Source organism: Pseudotabrizicola sp. 4114 (assembly GCF_031457365.1).
In the GTDB taxonomy this organism is placed as follows: Bacteria; Pseudomonadota; Alphaproteobacteria; order Rhodobacterales; family Rhodobacteraceae; genus Pseudotabrizicola.
In genome coordinates this window covers 22,352-36,733 of the sequence record NZ_JAVDWP010000015.1, presented here as the reverse complement: position 1 = coordinate 36,733, position 14,382 = coordinate 22,352, and the positions used below count along the sequence as shown (strand labels likewise).

The 14,382-nt window shown below is 60.5% G+C and carries 15 protein-coding genes; 11 read left to right on the top strand and 4 right to left on the bottom strand.

The window, feature by feature from the left end:
• Nucleotides 1-6 precede the first annotated feature (6 nt).
• Nucleotides 7-1,500 carry an amidohydrolase family protein gene (locus tag J2X53_RS20080; RefSeq protein ID WP_349039275.1) on the top strand — a complete coding sequence of 498 codons (1,494 nt, stop codon included), beginning with the start codon at nucleotides 7-9 and terminating at the stop codon, nucleotides 1,498-1,500.
• Between the two features lie 11 nt (nucleotides 1,501-1,511).
• Here the strand turns inward: J2X53_RS20080 and J2X53_RS20075 are convergent, their stop codons facing one another.
• Nucleotides 1,512-2,699, bottom strand: coding sequence for a Zn-dependent hydrolase (locus J2X53_RS20075; protein ID WP_349039274.1), 1,188 nt, complete (start codon nucleotides 2,697-2,699; stop codon nucleotides 1,512-1,514).
• Nucleotides 2,700-2,974: 275 nt separating this feature from the next.
• On the opposite strand from J2X53_RS20075, the gene J2X53_RS20070 reads away from it, so the two are divergent.
• The 3 genes from J2X53_RS20070 (at nucleotide 2,975) to J2X53_RS20060 (ending at nucleotide 3,993) form a co-directional block, all read left to right on the top strand.
• Nucleotides 2,975-3,223 (top strand): hypothetical protein, encoded by a 249-nt coding sequence (locus J2X53_RS20070; RefSeq protein WP_349039300.1) that lies wholly within the window; start codon nucleotides 2,975-2,977, stop codon nucleotides 3,221-3,223.
• Nucleotides 3,213-3,626 (top strand): hypothetical protein, encoded by a 414-nt coding sequence (locus J2X53_RS20065; RefSeq protein ID WP_349039273.1) that lies wholly within the window; start codon nucleotides 3,213-3,215, stop codon nucleotides 3,624-3,626. Before J2X53_RS20070 ends, J2X53_RS20065 begins: the two co-directional genes overlap by 11 nt.
• A gap of 226 nt (nucleotides 3,627-3,852) precedes the next feature.
• Nucleotides 3,853-3,993 carry a DUF3489 domain-containing protein gene (locus J2X53_RS20060; RefSeq protein ID WP_349039299.1) on the top strand — a complete coding sequence of 47 codons (141 nt, stop codon included), beginning with the start codon at nucleotides 3,853-3,855 and terminating at the stop codon, nucleotides 3,991-3,993.
• A gap of 17 nt (nucleotides 3,994-4,010) precedes the next feature.
• Here J2X53_RS20060 and J2X53_RS20055 read toward each other — a convergent pair whose 3' ends face one another.
• The gene (locus J2X53_RS20055; protein ID WP_349039272.1) at nucleotides 4,011-4,613 is read right to left on the bottom strand and encodes an urea carboxylase-associated family protein; all 603 of its coding nucleotides are present in this window, start codon (nucleotides 4,611-4,613) and stop codon (nucleotides 4,011-4,013) included.
• Between the two features lie 365 nt (nucleotides 4,614-4,978).
• Nucleotides 4,979-5,533 (bottom strand): transposase, encoded by a 555-nt coding sequence (locus tag J2X53_RS20050; protein WP_349039298.1) that lies wholly within the window; start codon nucleotides 5,531-5,533, stop codon nucleotides 4,979-4,981.
• A gap of 292 nt (nucleotides 5,534-5,825) precedes the next feature.
• On the opposite strand from J2X53_RS20050, the gene J2X53_RS20045 reads away from it, so the two are divergent.
• The 5 genes from J2X53_RS20045 (at nucleotide 5,826) to J2X53_RS20025 (ending at nucleotide 11,543) form a co-directional block, all read left to right on the top strand.
• On the top strand, nucleotides 5,826-6,752 hold the full coding sequence (locus J2X53_RS20045) for a helix-turn-helix domain-containing protein (RefSeq protein WP_349039271.1): 927 nt from the start codon (nucleotides 5,826-5,828) through the stop codon (nucleotides 6,750-6,752).
• A 121-nt stretch (nucleotides 6,753-6,873) separates the two neighbouring features.
• Nucleotides 6,874-8,379, top strand: coding sequence for an alpha-N-arabinofuranosidase (locus J2X53_RS20040; protein WP_349039270.1), 1,506 nt, complete (start codon nucleotides 6,874-6,876; stop codon nucleotides 8,377-8,379).
• 110 nt (nucleotides 8,380-8,489) lie between these two features.
• Entirely contained in the window at nucleotides 8,490-9,761 is a 1,272-nt protein-coding gene (locus tag J2X53_RS20035; RefSeq protein WP_349039269.1) for an extracellular solute-binding protein, read from the top strand.
• Nucleotides 9,762-9,822: 61 nt separating this feature from the next.
• Nucleotides 9,823-10,704, top strand: a complete 882-nt coding sequence (locus J2X53_RS20030) for a sugar ABC transporter permease (RefSeq protein ID WP_349039268.1) — start codon at nucleotides 9,823-9,825, stop codon at nucleotides 10,702-10,704.
• Nucleotides 10,701-11,543: a carbohydrate ABC transporter permease gene (locus J2X53_RS20025; RefSeq protein ID WP_349039267.1), complete on the top strand. Its 843-nt coding sequence runs from the start codon at nucleotides 10,701-10,703 to the stop codon at nucleotides 11,541-11,543. The genes J2X53_RS20030 and J2X53_RS20025 overlap by 4 nt, the downstream gene beginning before the upstream one ends.
• Here J2X53_RS20025 and ugpC read toward each other — a convergent pair.
• On the bottom strand, nucleotides 11,540-12,610 hold the full coding sequence (gene ugpC / locus J2X53_RS20020) for a sn-glycerol-3-phosphate ABC transporter ATP-binding protein UgpC (protein WP_349039266.1): 1,071 nt from the start codon (nucleotides 12,608-12,610) through the stop codon (nucleotides 11,540-11,542). The genes J2X53_RS20025 and ugpC overlap by 4 nt on opposite strands.
• A gap of 216 nt (nucleotides 12,611-12,826) precedes the next feature.
• On the opposite strand from ugpC, the gene J2X53_RS20015 reads away from it, so the two are divergent.
• Together J2X53_RS20015 and J2X53_RS20010 are read left to right on the top strand one after the other, a co-directional pair.
• Entirely contained in the window at nucleotides 12,827-13,321 is a 495-nt protein-coding gene (locus J2X53_RS20015; RefSeq protein WP_349039265.1) for an FCD domain-containing protein, read from the top strand.
• A 42-nt stretch (nucleotides 13,322-13,363) separates the two neighbouring features.
• Nucleotides 13,364-14,338, top strand: a complete 975-nt coding sequence (locus J2X53_RS20010; protein ID WP_349039264.1) for a TRAP transporter substrate-binding protein — start codon at nucleotides 13,364-13,366, stop codon at nucleotides 14,336-14,338.
• The last annotated feature ends 44 nt before the right edge of the window (nucleotides 14,339-14,382 follow it).

The window sequence follows — 14,382 nt, the reverse complement described above, 5'->3', positions numbered from 1 at the left end:
GATAAGGTGAAGAGCTTTTTCAGGAACGTTCGCCTGCTGGACAGCACGGCGACGGAAGGTCTGTCAGCGCCCACTAGCCTGCGCGTGGCAGGGGGCATGATTGCCGAGATTGGCCCCGGTCTGCAGCCCACCCCAGAGGAGGAGGTGATCGAAGGGCTGGGCGATCTGTTGATGCCCGGTCTGGTCAACGGGCATTTCCATTCCTCGGTCAATCACATGAAGGGGCGGCTTCCCGGCATGCCGCTTGAAATCTTCATGCTTTATGAATGTCCCGAGTTGGAACACCTGCGGCCCACCCCGCGTGAGGCTTATCTGCGCACCATGCTAGGTTGCATCGAAATGCTGGAAGGCGGCACCACCGCCGTTCAGGATGATTGCTTTTTCGTGCCCGAACCCGAACCGGACATCGTGGATGCGGTGATGCAGGCCTATGCTGACAGCGGCATCCGTGCGCGGCTGGCGATTGATCAGCCCGTGGTCCCGGAACTCGACAAACTGCCCTTCCTGTCCGAAACCTTGCCCCCAGCCCTGAAGGTCGAACTCGCCCGCCCCCCGCGCGTCGGGCACAAGGAAATGCAGGCGCTCAACCGCCATCTGATCCAGCGCTGGCATGGCGCGGCAGAGGGCAGGGTGCAGGCAGCGGTGTCAATCTCGGCGCCGCAGCGTGTGACGCCCGAATACTTTGCCGAACTGGATGATATCAGCCGCGTGCATGACCTGCCCTTTTATGCCCATATGCTGGAAACCCGGCTGCAACGCGTGTTTGGGCAGGAACGGCTGGGGGGGCGGTCGCTGGTGCACTATACGGCTGATCTGGGCCTGCTGTCAGACCGGATGAACATCATCCACGCCATCTGGATTGATGACGCCGACATGGACCTGATCGCAGCCTCTGGCGCGACGGTGGCGCATAACCCCAACAGCAACCTGCGGCTTGGATCGGGCATCATGCCGTTCCGGGCGCTGCGCGACCGGGGCGTGAACATCTGCCTTGGTGTGGATGAGGCGATTGCCGACGATGCGGTCAATATGTGGCTGGTGATGAAAACCGCAGGCATGATCCATTCGCTGACCGAGGCGGACTGGCTGCGCTGGCCACAGGCCACCGAAATCCTTGACGCGGCAACCACGGGCGGTGGCACGGCGATGCGGGTTCCCGGCCTTGGTCGGCTGGAGGCAGGCGCACCCGCTGACCTGAATCTGATCGACCTTTCTGCCCTGGCTTATCTGCCGATGAACAACGCGCCCCGTCAGCTTGTCCATTGCGAAACCGGGTCTTCCGTCCGCCTGACCATGGTTGCAGGCCGCATCGTGGCCAAGGCCGGAAAGGTCTGCCATCTGGACCGTGCGGCCCTTCTGGCCGAGGCGTCCGATTGTCTGGGGGCCAAGCGTCGCGCCGTAGAAACGGCTGCCATCCATATGGACGACCGGCTGCCCTTTTACCGCGCCATGTATCTGCGCGCCATGGAAACCCCGGTGCCCATGGCCCGTCGCCTCTAGGGCTGCGATCGTCAGGCAGAAACGCCCGCAGCCCGTGCCAGCACCTTCAACCCGACGATCAGATCTTCTTCGGTGGTATCCTCCTCAAAGGCATGGCTGATCCCGCCTATAGAGGGCACAAACAGCATCGCCACCGGCATCAGCCGCGCAACATTGGCTGCGTCATGCAGCGCCCCTGACGGCATCTGCCGCCAGCGCCCGGGCGCAACCGCCTCTGCCGCCGTCGCAAGCCGCGCGCGCAAGCCTTCGTCCATGGCCACCGGATCAAGGCCGAGGATCGGCTCCATGGCAAGCCCAAGGCCCATTTCGGCGCAAACCTCGGCCAGCGTGGTTTCGATCACCCCTTGCATCCGGTCCAGCCGATCCTTGTTTCCGTCCCGCCACTGCATGGAAAACCGCACCTGACCGGGCACGATGGAGGATGCGTTGGGCGCCACCGCAACATGGCCGATGGTCCACACCGATTGCGGTGTCACCACATTGCGCAGCCGGTCGTTCAGCCGGGTGTTAAAGGCCGACAGGCCCTGAAACGTATCCCGCCGCAGCGCCATGGGCGTCGTGCCCGCGTGGTTCTGCTGTCCGGTGAGTGTGACGGTGGTCTGCCGGTATCCCACGATATCGGTCACCACGCCGATCTGTTCCCCCGCAACATCCAGCGACGGACCTTGCTCGATGTGCAATTCAATGAAACCTGTGAATGGCGCAGGGTCCACATCGGGGCCCGCCCGCCCGTCCAGCGCGCGCCGCGCATCGGCCAGCGTGATGCCATCGGTGTCCACCGCCGCATCTGCCTCGGCAAGGGTCATCAGCCCTGTCCAGACCGCCGACCCGGTGGTGCCGCCAAACCGGCCTTCCTCATCCTGAAACGAGACGACGGAAATCGCCGGCCCACCCGCCTCATGCGCCGCGCGGGCAATTTCAAGCGCCGCAATCACCCCCAGCGCCCCATCCAGCCAGCCACCTGTGGGCTGCGTGTCAGAATGCGACCCCAGCAGCAAAGACGGCCCCTCCGCTAGACCAAAAAGGTTGCCCATCGCATCAAACTGCACCTTCAGGCCCGCCGTGCGCATCCGCCCCGCCAACCAATCTCGTGCCGCGATATCCGGCGGCGAATAGGCCGGACGTATCACCCCAGCCCCCTGCGCCCCAAAGCTGCGCAAATGGTGCAGGTCAGACAGAAAACGGGACGCATCAATCATGGGCGGCTTTCTTCTATAGGAGTGCCTAAGTCTACGACGCGAGCGTGATCTTGAACAGGCAGACGATCGTTGAGGAAGACAGGCGAAAGGACAAGTATCCATCGTGGGCGACCGAATTGATCTACCCGTCTCCGAGTTGGATTGCCCCTGAATGTGGGATTTTCTGCTCGTTTGCGCCTGCCGACGTACCCGGGTCACAATCGGAGATAGCGGACATTGCTATGATTTTTCAAAACCAAACGCCCTACCCGACCGAAGGTGATCACACCAGAACGATGCAACTCGCCTCCGGAGACGGCACCAAGCCCCCCGCCGCCGACAACGCCAAGGCTCTCGTCGCTTTCAGGACAGCCAAGCTCCAGCACGATCCAATGCTCGAGCGCCTGAAGGCACTGCGCGACGATCACTTTGAGACCCACCCCGATGAGATCAATTGGGGCCACCCCGGCACCCTGAACACTTACGCCAGTCTGCCGCGCCAGCTCACCGACGCAGCGCTCAGGGAGAGCGAACATGCCGCTTGATCCCGGCCAGCGGCATCAGATTGAACAGGGCGCGACTGCCGCCGCATTGGAGGCCGAACGACTCGCCGCCTGCAACGATGCCATCGGCCTGCTGCGTGAGATTGCCGAACTGGACCGTGATGATGATGGCGACGTGATCATTGGCGCCGACGCCGGCGGCCATAACGACCTGATGTCGCGGATCACTGCCTTCCTTGCAGCCAACGACCAGCAAGTGGAAACAGCCATAATCAAACAGACCGAAACGCAGATCATCATCCTCAGCGCCGGGGCACAACGACGCGACAACATTGCTTTGCCTCTGCTTAGGAGGCTGGCCGGTGAAGCGGCGCAAATGGCCGTGACCAAGATGATCGAAACGCGGCTGGTCGCAGAAGGTCGACGCCAATCTGCGGTGGGGTGAACCGCTCTGGCGTGAGACGGGCGATGGGCATGGCACCACGCTGGTAGTCACCGGGGCAGGGCTGCTAGCCATCGTATTCGAAACGATGGTGATAAAGACAAGTGTGGCGAGCTGTGAGGTCGCCAATGCCGAACCCAAGGTGAAACATTCTATACTGCGCACGGGGACAAAGCACGCGTTGCTGATCTCGATGCTCCAAAGGCGTGAAGGGACCACGATGTAGGAAATCACCGCCGCGACGGGGTGGCAGGCGCATAGCGCCCGTTGTGCCCTGCCGGGGGCACTGGGGAAAACGCTCGGGCGTGTCGTGACCTCGCCAATGAATGCGCAGGGGCGGGCGTATCGGATTAACCAACCCGCGCCCTGATGTGGCTTGATGGCTGTTCAGCCTAGCAAACGATAGTGAACCTCGTTCGGTGTGCAGGCGGCCCCGTTGATCGGGATCATGTCTTGCGGGCATGTGGACATGACGACGATGCAATCAAGGGCCGCGCGCAGAGTCACGTGATCCCCGGGCTTGCTCAGCGGTTCGCCCCAGGTGATCTTGCCGTCAGGGCCGACCGGGATGTTCATCCACAAGTTCAGCGGGGCAGGGCAGTCTACCGCCCGCAGACCAAGCTGCCCCAAAGCGGCATGCAGGTTGTCAGTGCAGTTGTCGTGATACTGCGTGCAGCCGAGCGCGGCATAGCGATGCACGTCGCAGGCCGCGATGACTGTGTCGTGGCGGCCCGGTGATGTGTCTTCGTCCAGGATCAGGATCGGTCGACGCCGGTTTGTCGTCAGCCCGTCGCCCTTGGCGGGGAAGATCCCCTGAAGGGTGGCGTGCAGGTGTTCCATCGACATGAACTCCGACATGTCATCGGCATTGAAGCACCAGGTGTCGACGACCTGCTGACCATGCGTGTTGATGATCTGGATCGCCTGACCTTTCGCCAGTCGTACCGCGCGACCCCGTCGAGCGGGGACAACGTGAAGGTCTGTTATCATCTTTTGGTTCCTCTGCTGCCGGGGCTGTCGTGCGTCAATCTTGCAGACGAAGATGTCATTGGCGAAGGGGGCTGGGTCAAGGCAGATAACTTTCGCGCGCCTCTGGCAGGTTCTGGACCCGGATTATCGGGCGGTTTCCGCAGCCACGTGCCGTCTCCAGAAGGGACGCCACACGTCCGAGCGCCCTGGCTTCCGCAGGGTGGATTCCGGCGCGGGTGGCTTCCGCAAGGTGGATTCCCTGGCTTCCGCAAAAGAATCCAGCTCGGCCAAGGCGTGATTCCGCAAGCCACTGATAACGCCCGTCATTTTACGAGATCACGCAGCAAGTGGATTCCGCCTGGATTCCTCGGTGAAAGTGCCTGTCGCTAGCGAACTGCCGCGCTGCGCCCCCCGCATACAAACGGGGCCGGGGAGGAACCATGCCAGGGGGGCACCCAAACTGGACCGTCTGACAGGTCAAAACTTCTGATGCGGTCGTGGTAGGTGTCGGCCATCCTTGGATGGATGCGCACCGTTGAGGCCGGGGCAGGGGATCTGGCGAGATCCTTCTCCAACTGCCTCTGCCGGGTCTCCAACTGCTCCATCTTCGCCTTGATGCACTTCCCGGTCCAGGGCTTGAGCTTTCGTGACAAAAAATCGTTGGCAATCGCCAGCTCTCCGGTCTTGGCATGCAGATCACGGCCCGTTTCCTCGGCAATCTCGGCGGTGGCTGCGGCCTGACCACCACGCTCGAAGATGCCAGCGGCCCCTTCCAGCAGAGCCTTCTTCCACTGGTGGATCATCGTCGGATCGACCTCGTAGGCGGCAGCCAATTCCGACACCGTGCGCTCGCCCTTCAGCGCTTCCAGCGCAACACGCGCCTTGAACCACGCGTCATGGTTCCTGCGTTCGACATATCCTGATCTCCTGGTCTTGGCGATCAGCAGACCTCAGATCGTAGCTTCCGTCACTGTCCGATTTTCGGCGGGGAGTTCAGAAGGTCAGATCAACAGACTGAAGACCTTGAAGATCGCGATGAATGGTCGAGCCGGGCCGAACTTGCGTAGGGCACGACTGCGTCCGCTCCACCACACAAATTGAGGATGACCCGATTTAAGGGCAACGCGACAGCCGCAGAAGGGCATGGGGTGACATCGAGCTGTTCCAGAATCTACCTTCCTTTGCATCAGCAATACTGATACGGATCGGGTGCCCTGCGGTAGTTATGCAATCATGACCAATCAGATTATCATTGTTGATCCGCTGGAACGCCAGGACATCATGCGAAGTCTGGCCAGTGAGGTCAGGATCAGGATACTGGAACATTTGACCCGCACTGGGCCCCGCAATGTCAATCAGGTGGCAGAAGAGCTGGATCTTCCGCAGTCTACGGTTTCATCAAATATCCAGATTCTGGTTGATGCCGGGCTGGTGCAGACCCGGTCGGAAAAGGGCCGCAAGGGCAGCCAGAAAATCTGTCATTCCACCTTTACCGAACTTCTAATTGCCTTCAAGGAACCGCCACCGGCGCAGGTCTCTAACGCGATTGAAGTGGCGATGCCGATCGGGCTTTATACCCGGTGTGAGGTGTCGGCCCCCTGTGGCCTGTGCTCGGCTGACGGGGTGATCGGGCTTCTGGATGTGCCTGATACCTTCCTTGACCCTGACCGGATGCGCGCGGGCCTGTTGTGGTTCACGCGGGGCTTTGTGGAATACCAGTTCCCGAACAATGCGAAACTGGCGGGCAGCGGGGTGCAGGCGCTTGAACTGGCTGTGGAATTGTCGTCCGAAGTGCCCGGCACGTCCAAGGATTGGCCGTCCGACATCACCGTGGCAATCAACGGCCATGAGGTGGACACCTGGACTTCGCCCGGCGATTACGGCGATAAGCGCGGAAAATTCACCCCGGACTGGTGGAAGCTGGCGGGCTCGCAATACGGCGATCTGAAACGCTGGGAGGTCAGGGCCGAAGGCACTTTCCGCGACGGTGCCAAAGTGTCCGCTTGCACGCTGGCCGATCTGGAACTGAACGACCACCGGTCGATCCGGGTACGGATCGGGGTAAAGGATGATGCGCGCCATCCGGGCGGACTTAATATCTTCGGGCGCGGCTTTGGCGACAGGGATCAGGATATCATCCTGCGCCTGATCCGCCCCTGATCCCCTGCCATTTGCCAACCGCCCGTCTTTTCGCTTGACCGGGGCGAACTCCTGACCAACTATACCAAAATATCTGGTATAGACCGGTGATACGGGTTCATACATTCCGGGGGAGGGGATGATGAAGGCAAAGGTAACGGCGCACAGCGCCTATACGGTCGCGGATATCGACAAGCGGCTGTATGGGTCGTTCCTCGAACATTTGGGCCGGGCGGTCTATACCGGCATATATGAGCCGGGCCATCCGACCGCCGATGCCGCAGGCATGCGCGGCGATGTGCTGGATCTGGTGCGCGCCCTCGATACCCCGATCTGCCGCTATCCGGGTGGCAACTTCGTGTCTGCCTACAACTGGGAAGACGGTATCGGGCCAAAGGATCAGCGGCCCAAGCGGCTGGATTTGGCCTGGCGCACCACGGAAAGCAATCAGGTCGGCATCCACGAATTTGCCGACTGGGCCGAAAAAGCCGGAACCGAAATGATGCTGGCGGTCAACCTTGGCTCGCGTGGTCTTGATGAAGCACGGGCCTTTGTCGAATACGTCAACCATAAGGGCGGCACACAGTGGTCGGATCTGCGGGCGAAGAACGGTCGTAAAGATCCGTGGAATTGCCGGCTTTGGTGTCTGGGCAATGAGATGGATGGCCCATGGCAGGTGGGTCACAAATCCGCTGCCGAATACGGCCATCTGGCGAACGAAACCGCCAAGGCCCTGCGCGGGCTGGACCCGACGCTGGAACTGGTGGTTTGCGGCTCAAGCCATTCCAACATGCCGACCTATCCGCAATGGGAAGCGACGGTGCTGGAAGAAACCTATGATCAGGTCGATCACATCAGCCTGCACATGTATTTCGAGAACTACGAAAAGAACCCACGGGAATATCTTGCCCTGCCAATGAAGCTGGACCGCTATATCGGCACGATTTCCGGAGTGATCGACTATGTGAAAGCCAAGAAGCGGTCAAAGCGCAATGTGAAGATCTCGTTCGACGAATGGAACGTCTGGTATCACGAACGCAAACAGGATGCCCAGCGGATGCGCGAATGGGACTGGCCCGAAGCGCCGGTCTTGCTGGAGGATATCTATAACTTTGAAGATGTTCTGCAGGTCGGCTGCATTCTGAACACCTTTATCCGCCGGGCCGATGTGGTGAAAATCGCCTGCATCGCCCAGCTGGTGAACGTGATCGCGCCGATCATGACCGAACCGGGCGGCGCGGCGTGGCGGCAGACCATCTACTGGCCGTTCCTGTTTGCCTCAAAACACGGGCGCGGCACGGCGATGCAGCTTGCGGTCGAGGTGGGCAGCTATAACGCCGATGTTGCCGCCGATGTACCATGGCTGGATATCGCGGGGGTGCGGGATGACGACACCGGCACGCTGACGTTCTTTGCCGTCAACCGTAACCCGGATGAACCGCTGGAGGTGGATCTGGCGCTGGACGGGTTCGCGGCGAAAACGGTGGAACATACGCTGATCAAGCATGTTGATCTTGAAGCGCGCAACACCAAAGACCAGCCCGACAACGTAGCCCCGGTCAAAGGTGATGGCGCGAAGATTGCAGGCAAAGGGCTGACGCTGACGCTGCCGCCACATTCCTATTCGATGATCCGGGTCAGGCTGTGAATATCGGATAGTCGGATACGTATCACCTTTTACATTGATCGAATCGGCGAAGGCTATACCCTTTGTCATCGGAGGAGCGGCGGCCACCGCCGCAGTCAGGGAGGAAGACAATGACCGTTAGCGGAATGCTTAAGGCTGCCGTCATCGCAACCGTCGGCTTTGCCGGGGTCGCGCAGGCGCAGGAAACCGTCGTCTGGTGGGATTTCCTGGCAGGCGGCGATGGCGTGCGGATGAAAAAGCTGATCGAGGATTTCAACGCCGCCCACAGCGGCCAGATCAGCATCGACGCCACCACTCTGGAATGGGGCACCCCGTTCTATGCCAAGGTCCAGACCTCGGCCGCCGTGGGGGAGGCGCCGGATGTGATGACCTATCACGCCAGCCGCATCCCGCTTGCGGTCGAGCAGGGGGTGCTTCAGGAACTGACCGCCGAAGACTTCGCGGCGATGGGGATAGGGGAGGCCGATTTCGCCCCCGCAACATGGGATGCGGTCACGGTGGACCGCAAGCAATATGCGGTGCCGCTGGATACGCACCCGATCGTGCTTTATTATAACAAAGACCTGCTGGAAGCCGCCGGAATGCTGGATGAAAACGGCCTTCCCAAAGGCATGGACAGCCGCGACGGCTTTACCGCCACCTTGCAGGCGCTGAAAGACAACGGCGTCACCTTCCCGCTGGGCAGCGTGACCGCTGACGGCAACTTCATGTTCCGCACCATCTATTCCCTCGTCGGCCAGCAGGGCGGCGAGCTGATGACCGATGGCGAATTCCTGGCGGGCGACAATGCCGACAAGCTGGCCAATGCACTGTCTGTCCTTGCCGGATGGACAGAGGCAGGCCTGCAATCGACCTATACTGATTATCCCGCCACGGTCGCGCTGTTCACCAGCGGTGAAGCGGCGATGATGATCAACGGTGTGTGGGAAGTGCCTACTATGACTGATCTGAACGCTCAGGGCAAACTGTTCAACTGGGGCGCAGTCGAACTGCCGGTGATCTTTGACCAGCCTTCCACCTATGCGGACAGTCATGCCTTTGCGTTGCCGCTGAACCGGGGCAAGGACATGACCCCAGAAAAGCGCGCGGCAGTGCTGGAGGTTGTGGGCTGGATCGCAAAGAACTCGTTGTTCTGGGCGACGGCGGGTCATATCCCGGCCTATGCCCCGGTCACGGCCAGCCCGGAATACGCCGCGATGGAGCCCAATGCCACATACTCCTCGCTGACGGCCAACATGATCTTTGATCCGAAAACCCCGCTTGCAGGCGTGGCCGGTCCGATCTTCGATGTCATGTCGACCTATTTCGTGCCGACCCTGAACGGAGAGATGGACCCCTCCGAGGCAGTCGAGTCCATCAAGGAAGAGCTGAACGCGCTCTGATTTCCGCACGCCTGACCGGGCCACCTGCAATCTGGTGGCCCGGTCTTACCGGGGATATGCAATGCTGACCAACCACCGCAAGGATACTCTGATCGCAGCCCTGCTGGTCACGCCGTTCCTGGCGATTTATCTGCTGGTTTTCGTCTGGCCGACGATCCAGATGTTCGGAATTTCCTTTACCGACGCCCCACTGATCGGCGAGGGCGAGTTTGTCGGCGTTGAAAACTACGCCCGTCTCGACAACGATCCTCGCTTTCGCACGGCGGCGTGGAATACGGCCTATTTCGTTCTTCTGACCGTCATCCCCGGCACCGTTGTGGCGCTTCTCGTCGCGCTCGGCGTGTCGCGGCTGAAGGGACGGTTGCAAGCGGCGGTGTTGGCGCTGTTTTTCCTGCCCTACATCCTGCCGGTGTCGGTGGTCTATCTGATCTGGGACTGGATCCTGAATTTCCAGTTCGGGATTTCAATGCATGTGCTGGACTGGCTGCGAGTCAAACGGGTTCCCATCACCAAATCGCGGGATTGGTTCATGCCGGCGATGGCCGTCGTCACTATCTGGTGGACCGCAGGTTTTTCCATCCTGCTGTTCCTTGCCGGGCTGCGATCCATTCCAGCCGAGATTTATGAGGCTGCAGCCCTGGACAACGCCGGGCGCTGGACCACCTTTCGCCGGATCACATGGCCGCTGCTGTGGCCGGTCACGTCACTGGTGTTCACGATCCAGCTGATCTCACAACTGAAGATCTTTGATCAGGTCTACCTGTTTTCACAGGGCGGCAGACCGAACGACAACATGGTGCTGGTCTACTACGTGTTTCAACGCGCGTTCCAGCAAAATCAGGGCGGGCGGGCCGCAGCGGTTGCGGTGACACTGTTCGTACTGGTCGTGGTCGTCTCAGTGCTGCAATTTCAGCTTCTGCGCCTGTCGGGGAACCGGAAATGAACATATCAAATGCGCGGCAGGTCAATCTGTGGGGCGGTGTGATCACGCTGGTCACTGTGGTTCTGGCCGTGATCTGGGCCTTTCCGCTGTACTGGGGCGTTATCTCGTCGCTGAAGCCCGAAGATGAGGTTGTCCGCAACTATATCGAGATCTGGCCAGAGAATCTGACCTTTCAGCACTACGTTCATGCGATCACCGCCACGCAGATCGGCACCTGGTATGTGAACTCCATCGCGGTGGCGCTGGGTGTCACGCTGATCACCATCACCTCGTCCATGCTGTGCGGATATGCGCTGTCGCAACTGCGCTTTCCGGGGCGACAAGTGCTGTGGTGGCTGATCCTTGCCAGCTTTATGGTGCCGTTGCAGGCGCTGATCATCAACCATTTCGTGCTTGTGGCACAGCTGGGTCTGCTGAACACATGGGCCGGTATCATGCTGCCGCAGCTTATTCATCCGGTGATCATCATCGTCTACAAGCAGTTCTTCGATCAGGTGCCAAAAGACTTCCGCGAAGCAGCGGTGATGGACAGCGCGGGAGAGTTCCGCATTCTGTTCAAGGTCTATCTGCCGATGAACTGGGGTGTCACCGCAGCCCTGTCGATCGTCTGTTTCATCTGGACATGGAACGCCTTTCTCTGGCCCTTCCTGTCCGTCACCCGGACCGAGATGATGACGGTCACTGTCGGGATCACTCAGGTCAATGACGCGTTCGGGGTCTATTACGCGCGGGAGCTGGCCGCGGCGGTGTTGGCAGGCCTGCCGGTGGCGCTGGCCTACCTTCTCTTCCAGCGCAAGGTGACGCAGGCGATCACCCTGTCGGCCGGGATCAAGGGCTAACGCGTGGCCGCGCGGCCAGTGCCATCAAACAGATGCAGTGCCTGGGTGTCAAAGAGCAGGTCAATGGTATCACCTGCCCTGATCGCCGACTGGCCGCTGTCTTGTGCGGTGACGAGCGTGCCGTCTGACATCCGCGCGTAAACCAGTGTCCGGTCTCCCAGCCGCTCGATCACGGTTGCGGTTGCTGTCGTCAACCCGCCCGATGCCACAACCGTAAGGGCCTCGGGTCGGATGCCCAGTTCCCACGGTCCTTCGCCTGCGGGTGTGCCCTTCAGCGGCAGCACCGTCCCATCCCCCAGCAGCGCCGCTGCCCGGTCGCCGGTTCCTGTCAGTGTCACCGGCAGGAAGTTCATTGCCGGTGATCCGATGAACCCCGCCACAAAGCGCGAAGCGGGGTGCGAATAGACATCCATCGGGGTACCGACCTGTTCGATCTGGCAATTGTTCAGGATCACGATCCGGTCCGCCAGCGTCATCGCTTCGGTCTGGTCGTGGGTGACATAGATCATCGTCGACCCCAGCCGCTGGTGCAGCTCGGCCAGTTCCAGCCGCGTCCGCACCCGCAATCCGGCATCAAGGTTCGACAAGGGTTCGTCAAACAGGAACGCCTTGGGTTCCTTGACAATCGCGCGCCCGATGGCCACCCGCTGCCGTTGCCCGCCCGACAGTTCCGCCGGGCGACGCGCCAGAAGCTGCTCCATCTCCAGCATGCGGGCAGCTTCGGTCACGCGCGTCCGGATCATGCCGGCCGGAAGCCCGATGTTCCTCAATCCGAAGGCCATGTTCTCGGCCACAGTCATATGCGGATAAAGTGCGTAGTTCTGAAACACCATTGCCAGATTGCGCTGCCCTGGCGACAGGGTTTCCGACCGGACCCCGTCAATCATCAGCGCCCCATTGTCTATGCTCTCCAGCCCGGCGATCATGCGCAAAAGCGTGGTCTTGCCCGACCCCGAAGGTCCAAGGAAGACGACGAACTCCCCCGCCGCAATCTCTAGATTGAGGTTGCGAATGACTTCGACCGAGCCAAACTTCTTGGATACCCGATCCAGCACAATTCCGGCCATCTGCTTCTCCCCTTCTTACTAAATCATAGTTTCGGGTATGTATCAGAAGTCAAGCAATAGTTAAGGGGAAAGCTTTTATTGCGGAGGATCGCGCTGATCAGAAGAATATCGGCTGATTGACTGGTATGGTAGTATGGCTTATATCCTGTCTTGGGGGAGATTCGGAATGTCAGATCGCAGTGGAATGCAGATACGTTGCAGCCGCAGGGTTCCAGCGTGGTCGATCAGCTTTATTCAGCGCTTCGCGCGGCGATCATTGAAAATGTCCTGTACCCCGGGGCACGGATTTCCGAGGCAGAAGTCCGCGAAGCGATCGAGGCTGATATCGTGAAGCTGCTGGCACATGCGCCCGATCCGACACTGATCGCGGACCTGAGGGCTCAGGTTGACCGCCAGCAGGATCTGGTCCGCGGGGCCGCCCGCGAATTCATGATAGCGGATGAAAGCAATCACCGCACATTGGCCGAGGGTGCGGGCAAAGATAAAGCCTGGCACATCGTGGTTGAAATGAAGGCGCAGATGGACCGGATCAGGGTTCTGTCGGGCATGCATTTCCCGGCGAACCGGCTGATCGACCAGCACCGCGATGTGCTCGGGGCCATCGCCCAACGCGCCCCTGACAAAGCGGAACACGCCATGCGCTGTCACCTGCAAGGCATCCTGACGGATCTGCCGGCGATCAAGCAAGAGCAGCCCGAGTATTTTCTGTGATCCCGGCCAATGCCGGCGGTCCATCATCCTGAGGAGGACACGATGACGCTAAACAAAATCACGCGACTGGTGGCGACCTGTGCCGTGGTTGCCTTGCTGGGCAACGCGGCGGCGGCGCAAGAGGTCACGCTCAAGCTGGGGCACCTCGCGAATGAAGAGAATATCTGGCACAAGGCAGCGATGAAATTCGCCGAAGAAGCCAAAGCGCTGACACAGGGCCGGGTCGAGGTGCAGATCTACCCGAACGAGTCGCTGGGCAAGGAAATTGACGTCATCAACGGTATGCAGCTTGGCACCGCCGACATGACGATCACCGGCGAAAGCCTGCAGAACTGGGCGCCGAGCGCTGCGCTGCTGGCGTTGCCCTATGCCTATAAATCTCTGGAGCATATGGATGAGGTTGCCTCGGGCGAGATCGGCGCGCAGATCGAAGCCGAGATCGTTGAGAAGGCCGACATCCGCCCGCTGACCTATTTTGCGCGCGGGCCGCGCAACCTGTCGGCCACGCGTGAGATCAAGACGCCTGATGCTCTGAACGGGTTCAAACTGCGCGTGCCGAACGTGCCGATTTTTGTTGCGGCATGGCAGGCGCTGGGGGCCAACCCGACACCGATGGCGTTTTCCGAAGTGTTCACTTCGCTGCAGAATGGCACGATCGAGGGGCAGGAAAACCCGCTGGCCCTGTTCAAATCCGGCGGTTTCTACGAGGTGCAAAAGGTCGTGAACAAGACCGAGCATGTCCGTTCGTGGATCTACCTCACCATTTCTGAGCGGAGCTGGGACAAACTGTCGGAAGCGGATCAGGCCGCTTTGATGGAAGCAGCACAGCGCACACAAGCCTATGAACGCGCGTTGTTTCTGGCAGATGAAACCGCACTGGTCGCCGATCTGGAAGGCCGTGGCGTGACATTTGTCGAGGTCGATCAGGCGGCATTTGCAGCCAAGGCCCGGGATGCCGTCCTTGGCGCCGTCGCCGAGGAAATCCGCCCGCTTGCCGAACAGATCTTTAACAACTGAGTGCAGCTGGCTCTGCCGGACAGGTTCCGGCAGAGCCCTTTCGG